Genomic DNA, 19,052 nt, shown 5'->3' with positions numbered 1-19,052 from the left:
GAAAAACTCATTCACACTAAGAACTGCAGACCTGACAAAGCTATTCTGAAACAGCAGTGAAGTGGCGGAAATAATTCTCGAGGTTAGCTTGTATATATTGAAAGATACTGTATTTTTGTGCAGAACTAAAAAAAGAAGAGACTATGTTGGACATTATTTTGATCGTAATTAGTGCCCTTTGTATGATAGCCGGGTTAGCAGGTTGTATTCTGCCGTTTCTTCCCGGTCCGCCTATTGCTTATGTGGGGTTGGTCATTCTGCACTTCACGGATAAGGTACAATATTCTACGACACAATTAATCGTATGGTTATTGATTGTAGCTGTTTTGCAGGTATTAGATTATTTCACTCCGATGCTGGGAAGTAAATATAGTGGCGGTAGTAAATGGGGTAATTGGGGATGTATCATAGGAACTCTTGTCGGTCTTCTTTTCTTGCCTTGGGGCATTATTCTCGGTCCGTTTCTAGGGGCGGTGATTGGTGAACTATTAGGAAATAAAGAGTTCTCGCAGGCACTCAAATCAGGTGTGGGCTCTTTACTCGGATTTATATTCGGAACTTTACTGAAGTTCGTTGTCTGCGGTTATTTTTGCTATCAATTTATCATAGGTCTTATTCGGTAACCTATTTGATGTTGTAAAACATTCGTAAGAATAACTTATCTATTGCCTTTACATAGAGTACTAAATCGATGTGTGTTCGTCTTTATTGAAGTAGCACATTGAGGTAGTACCATGAAAAAGACTTTTATTTATCTTTCTTTTATCATTTTCTTGGGGTGGTTTCCCTCGCTTTTTGCGGGAGAAATTTATGTATCCCTGCAGGGGAATGATAAGAATCCCGGGACAAAGGAAGCTCCGTTTTATACATTAAACCGGGCAATCAAGCAGGCTCGTGAATGGCGTAGACTGAATCGGCCGGAAGTAGCCGGAGGAATTTATATTCGTTTGGAAGAGGGTGTTTATGCCCAGCGCAATTCTCTGTTTCTTCGTCCGGAAGATAGTGGGACACCCGATTCTCCAACGGTGATTTGTGCAGTAGATGGTGCTCACCCTGTAATTAGTGGTGGAGTTGCTGTTACGGGGTGGAAGCGTGGATGTAATCATCCGGCAATTCCTGAAAAGCTAAAGCAGAAGATATGGTCGGCAGAGGCTCCCCTAATAGGAAATAGAAGAGTAGAAACTCGGCAAATGTGGGTGAACGGTCATAAAGTTCAAAGAGCTGCGCAATTTCCTGACGGAGAATTGGAACGAATGATTGACTTCAATCCGGAAGAGCAGACAATAACGATCCCCGTTTCTCAAAGTGTAAATCCGAATAGACTACAAAATGCCGGTCAACTGGAAATGATTGTCCATCAACGCTGGGCGATTGCTATTTTGCGCGTGAAAAGTATAGACGTGAAAGACGGACAAGCTGTAGTTCGCTTCCATGAACCCGAAAGTTACTTGGAGTTTGCGCATCCCTGGCCGCAACCCGTCATCGGAGGAGAGAAAGGAAATTCTTCCTTTTGCCTGACCAATGCACTGGAATTGCTGGACCAACCCGGTGAATGGTTCCAGGAATATCCTTCCGGCACGATTTACTATTATCCGCAGGCGGGCGAAAATATGGAAACAGCTGAAGTGATTATCCCTGCCTTGGAAACTTTAGTGACCATAGACGGTACATTGTCTCGTCCGGTAAAACATATACAATTTAACGGAATTACTTTTGCGCATACCTCCTGGATGCGTCCTTCTTTTCAGGGGCACGTCACCTTGCAAGGGGGATTTCCTTTATTGGATGCCTATAAACTACAAGAACCGGGGCTTCCGGAAAAAGCGGAACTGGAGAACCAAGCCTGGATCACCCGTCCCGAAACAGCGATACGTGTAAAAGGTGCCGAACATATTGATTTCAAGCATTGCACGTTCCGTCATTTATCATCCACCGGACTGGATTATGAATGGGCAGTCACAGCATCGAGCGTCGAAGATTGTCAATTTACGGATATTGGAGGAACGGCTTTACTGGTCGGCGCGTTTCCGGACGGAGGATTTGAGACGCACGTCCCTTTTATTCCTGTTGACGTACGGGAATTATGTTCCCATATTACTATCAGAAACAATTTCATCAGTAATGTGACTAATGAAGACTGGGGATGTGTAGGTATCGGCGCCGGATATGTCAGAAACATGGATATTTCTCATAATGAAGTCTGCCATCTGAACTATTCAGGGATTTGTGTAGGCTGGGGATGGACATCGCTGGAGAGCGGAATGTGCAATAACCGGATAGAAGCAAACTATGTACATCACTTTGCCCGTCGGCTATACGATGCAGGCGGCCTGTATACTCTTTCCAACCAGCCGGGTTCCGTCATGCGAAATAACCGGATCGAACATTTAATCGAAGCCCCCTACGCTACGAATGACCGTGCTTTTTATATCTATCTGGATGAAGCTACGGACGGATATACAATGGAAAACAACTGGTGTCCCACTGAACGTTTTGATTCGAACCGCCCCGGGAAAAAGAACGTGTGGAAGAATAACGGCCCTCAAGTGGCGGACAGTATTAAATACAAAGCCGGAAGAATAAAGCAAGATTGAAACAAATCAATGGATTAACATAGTCATCAATGTACTAGTATAGCAATCAATAAACAAGTGTAATAATCATTAGAACTAGACTACTATGGTAATCATTCAAACTAATATGATAATTATAGTAATCAATAAACGATATTTAATCAATAAAATAGATGAAACCAACGAATTACCATTTATTTGATTTCCTTGATTTCGATACCGAGTTATCAAGGAATGAGTCGCTTTGGAAAGCATACAAGCCAACGGCTGTTTATGAAAAGGAAGGAGATATTTACGTAACAGTTCCCTTTCAGAAGCAAAAGCTGGCTAACGATATGATGGCGGATACCGATGTTCCCCAGGAGGAATACACGTTAATCATCCGTCAGTATAACATCGGCATCACCCGTCTGTTTCTTGGCTTCGGTGATTATGTACTGACAGATGAGTCGGAAATGCTACAATTCAGTGACCGGATTCAGAAAGTGCCCCTGTTTATAAAAGAACAAAAAGGAAAATGGATTCTTTCGACGGAGGACGGAACGAAGCGTGCCGTTATCAATGTGGAAGAGCCTCTATTAGACCGATGGAGCGAATTGCTTCCCGACCCTCAAGAAACGCTTGACATCACTTTATACCCTGACGGAAAGCGTGAAATCCGCTTGTCAGCCTATGACCATTTTTCGCCTCCCCGCTACGATGCGCTACCTGTTGCCTTTTGCAAACGCGACGGTCGGAAAGAACGTGCAACGCTTTCTTTTGAATGTAAGCCCGATGAATGTTTTGCCGGAACCGGAGAACGTTTCTTTAAAATGGACTTGAGTGGACAGACTTTCTTCCTGAAAAACCAGGACGGGCAAGGAGTCAATAACCGGCGTACTTATAAGAATATCCCTTTCTATCTATCCAGCCGCATGTATGGAACATTCTACCATACATGTGCTCATAGCAAGCTCTCGCTGGCCGGACATTCCACCCGTTCCGTACAGTTTCTAAGCGACCAGGCATTGCTTGATGTATTCGTAATAGGCGGTGATACGATGGAAGATATTCTTCGCGGTTATCGTGACCTGACCGGCTATCCGTCTATGCCTCCTCTTTGGAGTTTTGGCGTTTGGATGAGCCGTATGACTTATTTCAGTGCCGATGAAGTAGACGAAATATGCGACCGCATGCGTGCCGAACACTATCCCTGTGATGTAATTCATCTGGATACGGGCTGGTTCCGTACCGATTGGCTCTGCGAATGGAAATTCAATGAAGAACGGTTCCCCGATCCGAAAGGATTCATCGGACGGTTGAAAAAGAATGGCTATCGTGTCTCTTTATGGCAACTTCCATACGTTGCGGAAAATGCAGAGCAGATTGATGAAGCCAGAGCCAATGATTATATAGCCCCATTGACCAAACAACAAGCGACCGATGGTTCCAACTTCTCCGCCCTGGATTATGCCGGAACAATCGACTTTACTTATCCGAAAGCAACCGAATGGTACAAAGGACTATTGAAACAACTCCTGAATATGGGAGTAACCTGTATCAAAACCGATTTCGGTGAAAACATTCACATGGACGCCCTCTATAAAGGTATGAAGCCGGAATTGTTGAACAACCTGTATGCCCTGCTTTATCAAAAGGCTGCTTACGAAATTACGAAAGAAGTGACAGGTGACGGCATTGTCTGGGCACGTTCCGCATGGGCGGGATGCCAGCGTTATCCTTTGCATTGGGGAGGCGATTCCTGTAGTTCTTGGGATGGAATGGCAGGTTCTCTGAAAGGTGGTCTGCATTTCGGTCTGTCGGGATTTGCTTTTTGGAGCCATGATGTTCCCGGCTTCCATACATTGCCCAATTTTATGAACTCGGTAGTAGCAGATGATGTGTACATGCGTTGGACTCAATTCGGCGTATTCACATCGCATATCCGTTATCACGGAACCAATAAGCGTGAACCCTGGCACTATCCGGCCATAGCTCCGTTGGTGAAAAAGTGGTGGAAATTGCGTTATTCGCTCATTCCATACATCGTAGAACAAAGTAAACTAGCCATAGAAAGCGGCTATCCGCTCTTGCAGGCACTCATTCTGCATCATCCGGAAGATAAACTTTGTTGGCATATAGATGATGAATACTATTTCGGCAATGATTTCCTGGTAGCTCCGGTGATGAACAGCGAGAACCGTCGGGATATCTATCTTCCCGAAGGAAAATGGGTGAACTTCTTTACGGGAGAACGTCTGGAAGGAGCATGCTGGCTGAAAGACGTATACGTTCCATTGGAAGAAATGCCCGTATATGTGCGTGCAAATGCCGTGATCCCCATCTATCCGGAAGACGTGGACTGTACGGATGAAATGGATTTAAGCAAGAGCATGGCTTTACGCATAGATAATGATTATAAAGGATTTTGGAATAGATAAATAGAAATAACTCAAGTTTTGTAAGTAGCCTGAAAGGCTTACATAATATTGCGTAGAGTGATACCTTACGCTATATAGCAAGAGGCTTTCAACCTAATAAATTACTTCCGAAACTTGAGTAGAATAAATAAAAAATGGCAGAGTATGAAAACATGGAAGAGTAATTTAGAAGAAACAAAACAACGTTATATAAATTGGTGGAACCATAAAGGAATCATTCTCAATATGTGGGAGCACTTCCAGGAAGGAGTGCAACCACATGCAGAGATAATGCCTCCCGCACCGGCAAAAGATTTGTCGCAAAAATGGTTCGACCCTCAATGGAGAGCTGAATATCTGGACTGGTACGTAGCGCACAGCAGTCTGAAAGCGGATATTCTTCCGGTTGCGAATACCCAACTGGGTCCCGGTTCTCTAGCTGCCATTTTAGGCGGAGTGTTTGAAGGCGGGGAAGACACCATTTGGATTCATCCCAACCCGGATTTCACCGATGAAATAGTCTTTAACCCCGAACACCCGAACTGGATTCTTCATAAAGAACTCCTGAAAGCCTGCAAAGCGAAAGCCAACGGACACTACTTTGTCGGTATGCCCGACCTGATGGAAGGACTGGATGTTCTGGCCGCACTGAAAGGAACGGATAGGGTATTACTGGACACAGTGATGCAGCCCGAAATCTTGGAACAACAGATGCAGCAAATCAACGACATCTACTTCAAAGTATTTGATGAACTATACGACATCATCCGTGAAGGCGACGAGATGGCATTCTGTTATTTCTCGTCCTGGGCTCCCGGAAAGATGAGTAAACTGCAAAGTGATATTTCGACCATGATTAGTCAGGATGATTATCGCCGGTTTGTGCAACCTTTTATTCGTGAACAATGTCAGAAGATTGATTATACCCTTTATCATCTGGATGGAGTGGGAGCTATGCATCACCTGCCTGCCTTGCTTGAAATTGAAGAATTGAATGCGATTCAATGGACTCCCGGAGTGGGCGAACCACAAGGAGGATCTCCCAAATGGTACGATCTGTATAAGAAGATTCTGGCAGGCGGAAAGAGCGTGATGGCTTGCTGGGTGACATTAGACGAACTAAAACCCCTATTGGATCATATCGGCGCGGACGGTGTACATTTGGAAATGGATTTCCATAACGAAAAGGAAGTGGAACAGGCCATGCGGATTGTTGAAGAATATACCGGTTCTTCTACCGCTGTAAATACCAATGAACATCAACAGGATGCCGACTTGGCAACTACCGGACAGGAACGTATTTGTATACGGGAAGAACAACACCAGCAAGAGGATAAACTGAAACCTCTGTATGAAGCCATTGTTGCCGGGAAACTGGAACCTGCGGTTGAAATCACCCGGCAAGCCATTGCGGAAGGAATAGCACCCCCAATGATTATCAATAATTATATGATTAAAGCAATGGGCGAAGTGGGACAACGTTTCCAGGATGGAAAGGCTTTTGTTCCCCAACTGTTGATGGCAGGACGTGCCATGAAAGGGGCTTTGGAGCTACTGAAACCTTTATTGGCAGGAAGTGCTTCCACTACAATCGGTAAGATTGTCATCGGTACAGTGAAAGGAGATCTCCATGATATTGGTAAAAACCTGGTGGCTTCCATGCTGGAGGGGTGCGGCTTTGAAGTCATAAATATTGGTATTGATGTGACTTGTGACAAGTTTGTGGAAGCTGTGAAGGAAAACCATGCTGACATCTTGTGCATGAGCGCATTGTTGACTACTACCATGACGTATATGAAAGAGGTTATTCAGGCATTGGAAGAGGCCGGTATTCGTAATCAGGTGAAAGTGATGATTGGCGGAGCACCCGTCAGTCAGGGGTTTGCTGACGAAATCGGTGCGGACGGATATAGTGATAATGCGAATACAGCCGTAGCAGTTGCCAAAGAACTGATTGGAAATAAAAAAATAGAATAAAAAGGCACGGATTACACGGATCAACACGGCTCTTAATTACATAGCCTATTAAAACTGTGAAATCCATGTAATCCTTGCCTAAAGAAAATTAGATTTAAACTTACGTTACTTATTTAATACTTGAATTATGCATGTGAAATTCTTAGAGACATTAGATTGGAGTATTCTGATTGCCTACTTCCTTATTTTGATAGCTATTGGTATATGGGCAAGTTCTAAACGAAAAAAGGGGAGTAGTCTTTTCCTTGCGGAGAATTCGCTGAAGTGGTATCATATCGGCTTCTCCATGTGGGGGACGAATGTGGGACCTTCCATGTTGATAGCTTCCGCAAGTGCCGGATTTACTACCGGTATTGTTTCGGGGAATTATGCCTGGTATGCATTTGTCTTTATATGTCTGCTTGCTTTTGTCTTTGCTCCCCGATATTTGGGTAGTCGCATCACGACATTGCCCGAATTTATGGGAAAACGTTTCGGACAATCTACCCGTAACATCCTTGCCTGGTATACCATTATTACCATTCTTATTTCATGGCTTGCATTGACTTTATTTGCCGGTGGAGTCCTGATCCGTCAGGTCTTCGATATTCCTATGTGGCAATCGGCATTGCTGTTACTTGTCATCTCCGCTTTCTTCACGATGCTCGGCGGACTGAAAGCTGTGGCCTACACGAATGTATATCAAATGATACTGTTGATTGTAGTATCAGCCACACTGGCTATCATGGGAATCTATAAAGTAGGTGGTGTAGGAGCACTGGTGGATGCCGTTCCGGCTGATTACTGGAATCTTTTCCATCCAAATGATGACCCGGCTTTTCCTTGGCTACCTATTATCCTGGGTTATCCTATTATGGGAGTTTGGTTTTGGTGTACGGATCAGTCGATGGTGCAACCGGTTCTTGCTGCCAAGAATCTCAAAGAAGGACAGATGGGAACCAACTTTACCGGATGGTTGAAAATATTAGATGTACCTCTTTACATTCTTCCCGGCATTATCTGCCTCGCTTTATTTCCACAATTGGAAAATCCCGATGAGGCTTACATGACAATGGTGACTCATTTATTTCCGGTAGGGATGGTCGGTTTAGTACTAGCTGTGCTGACAGCAGCGTTGGTAAGTACTGTAGGCTCTGCATTGAATGCATTAAGTACGGTATTCACAATGGATATCTATGTGAAGAAAATCAGACCACAGGCCAAGCAAAGAGAGATTATCAGGATGGGACAAGTGGTTACAGTAGTCGGTGCACTGATCTCTGTCATAATAACCATAGCAATCGATAGCATTAAGGGGCTGAATCTATTTAATGTTTTCCAGTCTGTATTGGGATTTATAGCTCCTCCGATGGCAGCCGTATTCCTCTTTGGCGTGTTCTGGAAACGCACCACTACGCTGGCTGCTAATATGGCTCTGACATTGGGAACTGTGTTCAGTATCGGAGTGGGAATTTTGTATTTATGGGTATTTCCGGCCGAACAATATAATGCGTGGCCTCATTTTATGCTGCTTTCTTTCTATTTATTCGTTATCATCGGAATAGGCATGATAGTAGTCAGCCTGTGGGATAAGTCTCCGCAACTGGGAACCTTGAATATGGAAAAGATAGAGGACAAACCTGCACGAATTGTTCTTATCCTATGGGGATTACTTATTGTGACTATGATCGGGCTTTACATCTTCTTCAATGGCCACTAGTTTTTATTCACCACAGAGGACGCAGAGATTATTATCTAATAATAAAAGACTCTGTGTCCTCTGCGTCCTCTGTGGTGAAACTATTTTCTGCGAAAACAATTTTCGTACGTACACAGCCCGCAAGTATATTCCAGCTTACGGACATGAGAACCCACTCCGATAATACCACTTACAGATTTGATGGGAATCATCAGGCTGGAATCTGTCAACTGAATACCACAGGGCGAAGCGACCGGAAATAAGGAGAATAGTTTTTGTTGTTCCGATACGTGCCATCCGCAATAGCCGGGGCTGTATCTGTTAGTGTGCTTCCAACCTCTCTTTTCGATAAATGCAGCCAACTTCTCTTCCATGCAATCAGCAGCCTTTTCTGCAATGATGCTCCCTAATGAGTCTGCTATATATACTTTCACCATGTCGTCCTCTTGCTGAAGCAGATGTTGAAACTTCTCAAATTCAACTCCGGCAGTTGCAGTAAAAAAGGCAAAGGCTTCCGAACCCCGTAGTTGGCGGGCAATGGTTTTACCGATTGAGAGAACCGTATCTTTTACAGTCAGTGTTGCTTTTTCAGTGTCAAGCAGTCCGTCAGTGAGGAAAAAGAAAAAACAGGGACGGAGGAGGGGAGTGATACGGTCAAGTAACGTATTTATTTCTTCTATGACCATTCCATCCGGCATAGAATCTTTATATCCCATCGCTTCGTAAATATCAGATGATGGGATTTGCAGTTTTTGATAAGTAAGCTCCTGTTCAACCATTGGTGGATGCATTGAAATATATAGGTTGTTGTAATCCTGCGGACACAGAATTAAACTTGTGTTTTATTGAATTCTTCCAATGCAGTATAAAATGCGTCTATATTAATAGAAGACGTATGTGGCGGAATATCACAACCACTTGACAATACGAAATTCGGATATGCACGGGTAGCCTCCAATAGTTGCAAAGTCGCTTCCTTCATAGTCTCCGGACCTGCCATCTTGAAAAGGCTCACCGGATCCAGATTTCCCATTGCCAGTGCATCGGTCGGAACCTCTTTCAACGCTTCCTCCATCTTAATTTTATTCCCGAAGTGGTAAACGGCTGCACCGGTATAAACCATCGCTTGCGTGCAATTCCCTGTGTTTCCGCAATTATGAAGTACTACGGCAAAGTGATCATCCTGTACCTTCTCTACTATTTCTTTCACAAATAAAGAAGAATATTGCAGGCAATCTTCGTTGGATAACAATCCCGCAGCAGGTTCAGCCATGATTACACCGTTCACACCGGTTGCTTTCAATGCCATACAATAGCGGGTGATGAAATCACTGCATTTTCTTAACAACGTATTGGCTGCTTCGGGATTGATATAAATCAGCATCATGATTTCCGACATATCATACAAACGTCCGGCCAGCGAATAAGGACCGATGCAACCGGCAAAAACCGGGCGGTCTGTAATATTTCTGGCTGTCAGCATATTCGCTTTAAGATATTCCGGGATTCTTCCTTTGTTTAATGCCGGAATCTCCAGTTTCTCAATAGCTGCCTCGTCTGCCAGTAAACGACCGGATACACTGGGCACCTCATTTTCCGGAAAGATAATCTCTGCCCCGAAAGCTTCCGCTTCTACCGTCAGATCCATGATGACGGTTGCGGCCGCCGCCGGGTACTTGCCACAAAGAGCCTTGATTGCCTCATAATGAACCTGCCCGTTTGTCACTGCATCATGCACCGTTTTCCCGATAAACTCGATACCCGGATGTGTCATGATCGGAATTGCAATCGTTTCCTTACGTTGGATCGTTTGGCTGATCCATTCTTTCATATTCAGTCTACCCATAATTTTAGTTTTTAATATCGTCTTGTAATAAAGACGAAGTTACCCCTCTTTTGTAATCTCGTATATGATAAAATCTGATACCGGTATAAAAATAAAGCTGCTCTTCTTTCTGAAGGGCAGCTTTACACCTATTTGATTTATCTTCGAGCTTTATTTTACCGGAATCTTATCAATACGATTCTGATGACGGCCACCGTCAAATTTGGTAGAGAAGAACTCTGTCAAAATCATGTCCGCTTCTTCAGTGCTGATGAAGCGTCCCGGCATAACCAGTACATTAGCGTCATTGTGCTGACGAGCTAGGTGTGCGATTTCTGCATTCCAGCAGAGAGCAGCACGAACCCCTTGGTGCTTGTTCAGCGTCATATTGATTCCGTTTCCACTGCCGCAGATAGCGATACCGGGATAACATTCTCCCGATTCCACTGCAAGAGCCAGCGGATGAGCATAATCCGGATAGTCTACGCTTGCGGTAGAGTTAGTTCCGAAATCCTTGTAAGCCCAGCCTTTTGCTTCCAGCCAGCCGCGAACATATTCTTTCAGTTCAAAACCGGCATGGTCGCATGCTAATCCGATTGTTTTCATTAGAGCATTGCTTTTACTTGGTTATATACGTTCTCGGCAGTAAATCCAAGTTTCTCATCCAATACTTTATAAGGAGCAGAGAAACCGAAAGATTCCAATCCCCAAACTTTACCGTGGCAACCTACCAGACCTTGAAGAGTGACAGGCAGGCCGGCAGTCATACCGAAAATCTTCGCATCTGCCGGAAGGATAGCTTCCTGATATTCTTTCGGTTGGTTGCGGAACAGACCTTCAGACGGAGCAGATACAATGCGTACCTTCACGCCATCTTTGCGAAGCAACTCTGTGCCGGCTACCAATGTAGACACTTCAGAACCTGAAGCTACCAGGATAACATCCGGATTTTCGTCGGAACCTGCTACGATATAAGCACCCTTAGCTGCTTGTTCGTAATCTGTTCCTGCCGGTAAGTTGGCAATATTTTGGCGAGAGAAGATCAATCCTGTCGGAGTAGACATATTTTCCATAGCAAGTTTCCAAGCAATGGTTGTCTCTTCTGCATCAGCCGGACGAAGTACCAACATAGAGTTGTGTCCCTTATGGTTTTTCAGTTTTTCCATCAGGCGGATTTGAGCTTCCTGTTCTACCGGTTCGTGAGTAGGACCGTCTTCACCTACGCGGAATGCGTCGTGTGTCCAGATGAATTTCACCGGTTGTTCCATCAAAGCAGCCATACGTACGGCAGGTTTCATGTAATCGGAGAATACGAAGAATGTACCGCAAGCAGCGATCACACCACCGTGGAGAGACATACCGATACAGATACAAGCCATTGACAATTCAGATACACCTGCTTGGAAGAATGCTCCGCTGAAATCACCTTTCTTGAAAGAATGAGTCTTTTTCAGGAAACCGTCAGTCTTGTCAGAGTTAGAAAGGTCGGCCGAAGCAACGATCATGTTTTCTACCTGTGTAGCAAGTGCGCCCAATACGGTTGCAGATGCAGCACGAGTAGCGCTACCTGCTTTCTGTTCGATAGCAGCCCAGTCCACTTTCGGAGCTTTGCCCGAGAAGAAGAGTTCCAGTTTTGCAGCCAGTTCCGGGTTTGCTTTCGCCCATGCAGCTTTCTTTGCATACTTTTCAGCAACGATCTTCTTCAGTTCTTCTGCACGTTTTGCATACAGTTCGGCTACTTCCGGGAATATAACAAACGGGTTAGTAGGATCACCACCCAGATTCTTGATTGTATTTACATAAGCGTCGCCACCGAGAGGAGCACCGTGTGTAGCGCAGTTAGCTTCATAGCTGCTGCCGTCTGCCTTGCGTGCACCTTTACCCATTACGGTTTTACCGATAATCAGTGTCGGACGTTCTTTTTCAGCTTGTGCTTCTTTGATTGCCGCACGGATTTCGTCAGGATCATTACCGTTGATACTAAGTACGTTCCATCCCCATGCTTCATATTTCATGGCAGTGTCTTCAACGGTTACGTCTTTCGTTTCTGTAGAAAGCTGAATATCGTTGGAGTCATAGAACATAATCAGGTTGTCCAGTCCCAGTGCACCGGCAATACGTCCGGAACCTTGAGAGATTTCTTCCTGAATACCACCGTCAGAGATGTAAGCGTAAATGGTCTGATTCATCACCTCGTCGAAACGGGCTTTCAAGAATTTGGCAGCGATAGCAGCACCTACTGCAAAAGTGTGTCCTTGTCCCAGCGGACCGGAAGTATTTTCGATGCCACGCATGATGTCCACTTCAGGGTGTCCCGGAGTAGGGCTTCCCCATTGGCGGAATTCTTTCAGCTCGTCCAGTGTGAATTTTCCTGTCAATGCCAACGTAGAATAAAGCATCGGAGACATGTGGCCCGGGTCGAGGAAGAAGCGGTCACGTCCTTCCCAACGGGGATTTTCAGGATCGTATACTAGAAACTCAGAGAAGAGTACATTTACAAAATCAGCACCACCCATGGCGCCACCCGGGTGACCGGAATTGGCTTTCTCAACCATTGAAGCAGCAAGAATACGGATGTTATCCGCTGCACGATTCATAAGTTTGTTATCGTTCATATCATTAAAATTTAATTGATTTCTGTCAGATTGTTCGCAAAGATAACTCTTTATGTGGATTTAACAATCCAAAAGAGCTATCTTTTTTATCGACAATTTTACGGTCTTCTTGTTTGTGATACAATAAGTAATTGCTCTAAAATTACTGTAACTCTAAAGTAACAATGGACTTAGCAGGAAGTTTTACCTTCATTGTACCTTTATTGATTTTTACCTCTTTGAAAGGTGCCGGTTTTACAATATTAGGTTTTTCAAAAGAATTGTAATCGGTCAGTTTGGAAGCGGTCAGAATCTCTCCGACAGCTTTCTTGGCTTTCGTATCACCCAGATTGATGGTGATTTCCTGCGCTTCATCAGCATCTACATTGGAAAGAGAAATATGGATCACCCCATCTTTATTTTTGGAAGCTGTGGCGCTCACCATCGGTACAGTGCGGTTATCACGTACACTTATCTTTTCGCAAGTCAGGTCGATGGGAAGATAAGTGGCATCCTGATGTACTTTATACATCTTGAAGACATAATAAGTAGGAGTGAGCACCATTTCTTTGTCTTTCGTCAGAATCATGGATTGAAGTACATTGACAATCTGTGCGATATTTGCCATCTTCAAGCGGTCTGTATATTTGTGGAATACATCAAGACTTAAAGAAGCCACGAAAGCATCACGCAACGTGTTTTGCTGATACAGATGTCCTTTGATGGTTCCGGGTTCCTCATCCCACCAGGTTCCCCATTCGTCCAGTAAGAGAGCGATTTTCTTGTCCTTGTCATATTTGTCCATGATGGTACAATGTTTCTTGAGTACATCTTCCACTTCCAGACATTTGCCCATCGTCCAGTAATAATCATCCTTGTTGAATTGAGTGGCTGATCCTTTGCTACCACTCCATCCGGTTACGGTATAATAGTGCAGAGAAAGACCGTCCATTCGGTGTCCTACACGATTCATCAATACATCTGTCCATTTGTAATCATAGTCACTTGCGCCACTGGCAATCTTGAACAGACGGTTGCCGTCATAATTGCGGCAATAAGTAGAATAACGACGATATAAGTCTGCGTAATATTCCGGACGCATGCTGCCACCGCACCCCCAGCTTTCATTTCCTACGCCGAGATATTTCAATTTCCATGCTTTGTCGCGACCATTCTTACGGCGAAGGTTAGCCATAGGCGAGTCTCCGTCAGAAGTCATATATTCCACCCATTTAGCAAGCTCTTCTACTGTACCGCTACCTACATTTCCACTCACGTATGGTTCGCAACCCAGCATTTCGCAAAGATTCAAAAACTCGTGTGTTCCGAAACTGTTATCTTCAATGGTTCCGCCCCAGTTGTTGTTCACCATCTTCGGACGGTTCTCTTTCGGACCAATGCCGTCCATCCAGTGGTATTCATCGGCAAAGCATCCGCCCGGCCAGCGAAGGACGGGAACGGACAAGTCTTTCAGTGCATTGAATACATCTGTGCGGTATCCCTTGATATTAGGAATATCCGAGTTTTCGCCTACCCAAAGACCGCCGTAGATACATGAACCCAGGTGTTCGGCAAACTGGCCGTAAATTTCCTTCGGTATGATTTCTTTGCCTTGATCGGCATGTACGGTTATGGTAGCACTCTTTTGTGCAGAAAGAGATACGGATGCTGCCAGAAAAGCCGTGCTGACTAATAGTTTTGCTTTCATAAATGGTATTTGTTTAATGATTATTTTTTACCACAGATTACGCAGATTATCACAGATTGATTTTATTCTGACTACTATCAATAAATAATCTGTGTTAATCCGTGTAATCTGTGGTGACTTCTATTTTAGTAAACGAACTTCATAAACGGCAGAGGTCCATTCCGTCCCGTCAGGGATAAAACGTATCGGACAACTACCCGTATTCAGTTTTTGAGGCAGAACGTATGAAAGAGTAATGAAACCGTCTTTATCCGCTTCACTGATAGTCGGATGAACAGCCAACTTTTCGTTATTCAAAAGAATAGCCACTTTATTGCGGTCATCTTTCCGTACCGTAATCAGGAGGCGGCTTGCTTCCTCTTTTACCTTCAATTGATAGCCGAACCAACCTTTGGCACGTCGGAAATGCCGGTCTTTATTCGTCCCTGTTTCTGCCTGTTCATACTGGATGCCATGGTCAGACTCCGGCTGCTGTTCGCCAGGGAAGATAAGGTCAATGGTTTGATTAGCCAATTCCGTTGCTTTTCGTTCAGCCGTTGCCATCTCTTCCTGAATCGCTTTAAACTGCTCTTCGCTTGCCTGCCGGAAATAAACGGCATAACGGGAATTATGCAGGCGGAAGAATGGAACGAGTTCCAATGCTTTGCCTTGTGCAGGATAAACCTTCCCGTTATAGCTGAAAGTAATCCGGCTATTCTGTTCTTTCAGAAGAGACTTGCAGATTGAATCTGGATTCCCTATCAGCATCGGAACTTCTTGCAAAGGAATTTGTTTGCCATAGGCGATATGTCCGCCACGACTGTCATCGGCATATAAACCATCAAGATGTTCAGTGCCTGTGGAAGCTGCAAGAACGATAGGACCGTATAAGAAAGCATAATAATCTTTCTTGTCGGGAATCTGTTCCATGGTGACTTTCATCGGCAAGTTGAAAGTAACGACATCTCCTTTCTTCCATTTCCGGGAAAGAGGAAGGTACTGATTTCCTTTTCCCATAACGAATATTTTTCTTTTTCCATTGATGCTGACGCTGTAACCTTTGGATTGGTTAGCCCATTCCGGGATACGTATCATTAAAGTACGTTTTTTCTTATGCGCTTCATCTATTCGCAAAGTTACCTTGCCGTCATCGGGAAAACGGGTTTCCTGCGTCAAGGTTATGCCTTGTTCTTTCCAAGTTAGTTGTGAAGGGATGAAGAGATTGACATAGAGTGTATCTTTCTGATGTGCATAGATAAATTCACCGTATTTTGTATGATTCTCCAAACCTGAACCTACACAGCACCACATCGATGTTTCCGGTTGTGAGTACACACGATAGTGTCCCGGGCGCATGGGAGTGAAGTAGACAAATCCCCCTTTATCCGGTTCCTGCGACGCTAGGATATGATTGTAAAGTGCACGCTCGTAATAGTTTACGTAGTTGGGATCAGGTTCCTGCGTATTGTTGGGATTGTGAGAATTCTGATAAAGCATTTTAGTAAGGCGGAGCATGTTGTAAGTATTACAGGTCTCCGGTCCTTGAACGTCGTTCAGCATGGACGTAAAATTGTCAGATGGGTGGAAATGTTCGCGAACGCTATTTCCTCCGATGCAGACGGAACGGTGATTGACTACCGTGTTCCAGAAAAAACGGGCGGCGTGATCCCATTCTGCAGCATGATTCCAATTCTTGTCGTCTTGTGACAGTTCGGCTATTCGCTTGTAGCCGATCACTTTCGGAATCTGTGTGTTGGCGTGCATTCCCGTCAACTTATCTTCATCTTTAATAAGCGGGTCGAGAATCAGCTTGTGAGAGAAACGGCGAGCCAGTTCCAAATACTTCTTGTCGCCTGTGATTTCGGCCACATCAGCGAAAGTCTCGTTTAATCCGCCATGCTCACTGCGAAGCATGTCCTGCATTTGTTCGTCACTCAAGCCGGAAGTAATGTCAATCATCCAGTCTGTAAAAGCGATAAGCATTTGGCGTGCAAGGTCGCTTCCTGCATAGAGATAAGCATCCCGCAATCCGGCGTAAGTCTTATGTATATTGTATAGAGGTACCCATTTGCCGTTAAGGTCGAAACCTCCGGCGCGGATCTTCCCTGCTTTTATATCTTTCCAAAGTTGAAGGCTTCCCGGAGTTCCTCCGATAAATCCTGTGCCGACAGTTTGCTGTGCCCGATTCAACTCATTCAGCATGTAGTTGAGGCGACTATAGACTGCGGTATCTCCGGTGGCGGCATACATCATGGAAAGTGCGGATAAATAATGTCCGCCGATATGTCCGTCCAATCCGGTATTTTCCCAATTGGTGTAGCTGGGGGCTTTAGGCTGTAACCCTGCTTCGCGGAGAAAAGGAGCGAGCAGACGGTCGGGGTCTAATGCAAGTATGTAATGTAGATCAGTCTGTTGAGCTTGCAGAAACGGACTATCCAATAGTTTCACATTTTGTAAAGGGAAGTAAGACACCTGTGGAGCGTTTTGAGCTTTGACCAGTGAGGTGGACAGGACAAGTGCAAGTATGAACGAGGTGGTTTTCATGATAATAGTCTCCCCATCTCCCTCTCCAAAAGAGGAGAGGGGTGGAGATAATTAATGTTAATACTTAGTTAGAATTGGCTCTTGATAAACAGCGATTTATCGGCAATTTCTGATGAACAACAATGGATTGCCGACTGTCAATTATTTAAATTTGACTGCTGCCTCTTCGATAGGCAATCCTGCCTTGTAGTTTTCGATGTATGCATTGAAGCCGGCTACATCTTCGGGTGTAGGTGATACCTCGATACCCGCGTCACCGACAAATACGCTTTCATCCAGAAAATCGGCAAGAGATTGTTTCTTTTCATTGTTCACGAGGTAAGAACCTAACAGGGCAATACCCCAGGCACCACCTTCGCCGGCTGTTTCCATCACAGAAATAGGCGAGTTGATAGCTGCAGCAAGTATTCTTTGACCTACTCCTTTGGTTCTGAATAATCCTCCGTGACCAGTAATTCTGTCCACTTTGATTTTTTCTTCGTTGAACAGGATATCGTTACCAATCTTGAGCACTCCTACTGAAGCATACAAGTGAGTCCGCATAAAGTTTGCCAGGTTGAACTTGTCATTTGCCGAACGTACAACCAAAGGTCTTCCATCAGCAAATCCAGTTACAGGTTCACCTGAAATATAATTGTATGAAAGCAAACCTCCGCAATCGGTATCACCGGTGAGCGCAATATTGTAAAGTTTGCTATAGATTTCATCCATATTTACAGGTATGCCCAGAAGCTCCTGATATTCCTTGAACAGGTTGACCCATGCGTTGAGATCAGAAGTACAGTTGTTGCAATGCACCATAGCTACCAGACTTCCGTCAGGAGTGGTCACCATGTCAATCATTTCGTATGGCTTCGACAAATCTTTCTCCAATACAATCATAGAGAATGAAGAAGTACCTGCCGATACATTTCCGGTGCGTTGTTTGACTGCATTGGTTGCCACCATTCCGGTACCTGCATCTCCTTCCGGCGGACAAACCGGTATTCCTGCCTTCAAATGACCCGATGCATCGAGCTTTTTACTTCCTTCCGGAGTGAGGACACCAGCATTTTCACCTGCCGACAATACTTTAGGCAGAATATCTTCCAGTTTCCAGCTATATTCTTTCGGAGCAATCAGTTTATCGAATTTAGCCACCATTTCAGCCGAATAGTTGTGGGTTGTCGGATCGATAGGGAGCATACCCGATGCGTCACCGATACCCAATACCTTTTCGCCAGTTATCTGCCAATGCACATAACCTGCCAGAGTAGTCAGGAAATCAATGTCATTCACATGCGCTTCATTGTCCAGGATAGCTTGGTACAAATGAGAAATGCTCCATCGCAGCGGAATGTTGTAGACAAACAGTTCTGATAAAACTGCTGCTGCCCGACCTGTATTCGTATTTCTCCAAGTGCGGAAAGGCACGAGGATTTCTTCTTTTTTGTTGAACGGCATATAACCATGCATCATGGCGCTGACACCGATAGCAGCCAGCGTCTCAATCTCTATGCCATATAAGTTCTTTACGTTAGCGCGAAGGTCAGCATAGCAATCTTGCAGTCCCGACCAGATAGCTTCAATATTATAAGTCCAAAGTCCGTCAACTAACTGGTTTTCCCAAGTGTGGCTACCTTGGGCAATCGGCTTGTTTTCCTGGTCAATCAACACAGCTTTAATTCGTGTTGACCCTAGTTCTATACCAAGAATGGCTTTGCCTGCTTCGATGGTTGATTTTGCATCTAATTTCATGTTGAAATCAATATTTTAAGGTATAACGATAATGATAG

General features: G+C 44.6%; 12 protein-coding genes. 5 read left to right on the top strand and 7 right to left on the bottom strand.

Annotation, left to right across the window (positions count from 1 at the left end):
• Nucleotides 1–143: 143 nt before the first annotated feature.
• The 5 genes from BSCG_RS23705 to BSCG_RS23725 all read left to right on the top strand — a co-directional run bounded on the left by BSCG_RS23705 (nucleotide 144) and on the right by BSCG_RS23725 (nucleotide 8,648).
• Nucleotides 144–623: a DUF456 domain-containing protein gene (locus BSCG_RS23705; protein WP_008021882.1), complete on the top strand. Its 480-nt coding sequence runs from the start codon at nucleotides 144–146 to the stop codon at nucleotides 621–623.
• Between the two features lie 111 nt (nucleotides 624–734).
• Nucleotides 735–2,594, top strand: a complete 1,860-nt coding sequence (locus BSCG_RS23710) for a right-handed parallel beta-helix repeat-containing protein (protein WP_008774884.1) — start codon at nucleotides 735–737, stop codon at nucleotides 2,592–2,594.
• Between the two features lie 152 nt (nucleotides 2,595–2,746).
• The gene (locus tag BSCG_RS23715) at nucleotides 2,747–4,993 is read left to right on the top strand and encodes an alpha-xylosidase (protein ID WP_008018084.1); all 2,247 of its coding nucleotides are present in this window, start codon (nucleotides 2,747–2,749) and stop codon (nucleotides 4,991–4,993) included.
• A 144-nt stretch (nucleotides 4,994–5,137) separates the two neighbouring features.
• Complete coding sequence (locus BSCG_RS23720; protein WP_008644033.1) at nucleotides 5,138–6,949, top strand: corrinoid protein; 1,812 nt, start codon at nucleotides 5,138–5,140, stop codon at nucleotides 6,947–6,949.
• A 127-nt stretch (nucleotides 6,950–7,076) separates the two neighbouring features.
• Entirely contained in the window at nucleotides 7,077–8,648 is a 1,572-nt protein-coding gene (locus tag BSCG_RS23725) for a sodium:solute symporter (protein ID WP_004307311.1), read from the top strand.
• 80 nt (nucleotides 8,649–8,728) lie between these two features.
• Here the strand turns inward: BSCG_RS23725 and BSCG_RS23730 are convergent, their stop codons facing one another.
• The 7 genes from BSCG_RS23730 to BSCG_RS23760 all read right to left on the bottom strand — a co-directional run bounded on the left by BSCG_RS23730 (nucleotide 8,729) and on the right by BSCG_RS23760 (nucleotide 19,014).
• Nucleotides 8,729–9,406: a vitamin B12 dependent-methionine synthase activation domain-containing protein gene (locus BSCG_RS23730; protein WP_032842165.1), complete on the bottom strand. Its 678-nt coding sequence runs from the start codon at nucleotides 9,404–9,406 to the stop codon at nucleotides 8,729–8,731.
• A gap of 50 nt (nucleotides 9,407–9,456) precedes the next feature.
• On the bottom strand, nucleotides 9,457–10,473 hold the full coding sequence (locus BSCG_RS23735) for a methylcobamide--CoM methyltransferase (protein ID WP_008644036.1): 1,017 nt from the start codon (nucleotides 10,471–10,473) through the stop codon (nucleotides 9,457–9,459).
• Between the two features lie 150 nt (nucleotides 10,474–10,623).
• Nucleotides 10,624–11,058, bottom strand: a complete 435-nt coding sequence (rpiB, locus tag BSCG_RS23740; protein ID WP_004297448.1) for a ribose 5-phosphate isomerase B — start codon at nucleotides 11,056–11,058, stop codon at nucleotides 10,624–10,626.
• Complete coding sequence (locus BSCG_RS23745; protein ID WP_008774882.1) at nucleotides 11,058–13,067, bottom strand: transketolase family protein; 2,010 nt, start codon at nucleotides 13,065–13,067, stop codon at nucleotides 11,058–11,060. The genes rpiB and BSCG_RS23745 overlap by 1 nt, the downstream gene beginning before the upstream one ends.
• Before the next feature lie 142 nt (nucleotides 13,068–13,209).
• Complete coding sequence (locus tag BSCG_RS23750; protein WP_008644038.1) at nucleotides 13,210–14,754, bottom strand: alpha-N-arabinofuranosidase; 1,545 nt, start codon at nucleotides 14,752–14,754, stop codon at nucleotides 13,210–13,212.
• 120 nt (nucleotides 14,755–14,874) lie between these two features.
• Nucleotides 14,875–17,277 carry a glycoside hydrolase family 127 protein gene (locus BSCG_RS23755; protein ID WP_008774881.1) on the bottom strand — a complete coding sequence of 801 codons (2,403 nt, stop codon included), beginning with the start codon at nucleotides 17,275–17,277 and terminating at the stop codon, nucleotides 14,875–14,877.
• Nucleotides 17,278–17,418: 141 nt separating this feature from the next.
• Nucleotides 17,419–19,014, bottom strand: coding sequence for a xylulokinase (locus BSCG_RS23760; protein WP_008774880.1), 1,596 nt, complete (start codon nucleotides 19,012–19,014; stop codon nucleotides 17,419–17,421).
• Nucleotides 19,015–19,052 lie beyond the last annotated feature (38 nt).

The organism is Bacteroides sp. 2_2_4, from assembly GCF_000157055.1.
Taxonomy (GTDB): Bacteria; Bacteroidota; Bacteroidia; order Bacteroidales; family Bacteroidaceae; genus Bacteroides; species Bacteroides ovatus.
Note: the sequence above shows the minus strand (reverse complement) of the source record. Positions and strands in the feature narration are given on the sequence as shown.

Bases quoted from the DNA above. Each gene is read 5' to 3' on its own strand.
- BSCG_RS23705 (WP_008021882.1), top strand. From the start codon at position 144: ATGTTGGACATTATTTTGATCGTAATTAGTGCCCTTTGTATGATAGCC.
- BSCG_RS23710 (WP_008774884.1), top strand. From the start codon at position 735: ATGAAAAAGACTTTTATTTATCTTTCTTTTATCATTTTCTTGGGGTGG.
- BSCG_RS23715 (WP_008018084.1), top strand. From the start codon at position 2,747: ATGAAACCAACGAATTACCATTTATTTGATTTCCTTGATTTCGATACC.
- BSCG_RS23720 (WP_008644033.1), top strand. From the start codon at position 5,138: ATGAAAACATGGAAGAGTAATTTAGAAGAAACAAAACAACGTTATATA.
- BSCG_RS23725 (WP_004307311.1), top strand. From the start codon at position 7,077: ATGCATGTGAAATTCTTAGAGACATTAGATTGGAGTATTCTGATTGCC.
- BSCG_RS23730 (WP_032842165.1), bottom strand. From the start codon at position 9,406: ATGGTTGAACAGGAGCTTACTTATCAAAAACTGCAAATCCCATCATCT.
- BSCG_RS23735 (WP_008644036.1), bottom strand. From the start codon at position 10,473: ATGGGTAGACTGAATATGAAAGAATGGATCAGCCAAACGATCCAACGT.
- rpiB (WP_004297448.1), bottom strand. From the start codon at position 11,058: ATGAAAACAATCGGATTAGCATGCGACCATGCCGGTTTTGAACTGAAA.
- BSCG_RS23745 (WP_008774882.1), bottom strand. From the start codon at position 13,067: ATGAACGATAACAAACTTATGAATCGTGCAGCGGATAACATCCGTATT.
- BSCG_RS23750 (WP_008644038.1), bottom strand. From the start codon at position 14,754: ATGAAAGCAAAACTATTAGTCAGCACGGCTTTTCTGGCAGCATCCGTA.
- BSCG_RS23755 (WP_008774881.1), bottom strand. From the start codon at position 17,277: ATGAAAACCACCTCGTTCATACTTGCACTTGTCCTGTCCACCTCACTG.
- BSCG_RS23760 (WP_008774880.1), bottom strand. From the start codon at position 19,014: ATGAAATTAGATGCAAAATCAACCATCGAAGCAGGCAAAGCCATTCTT.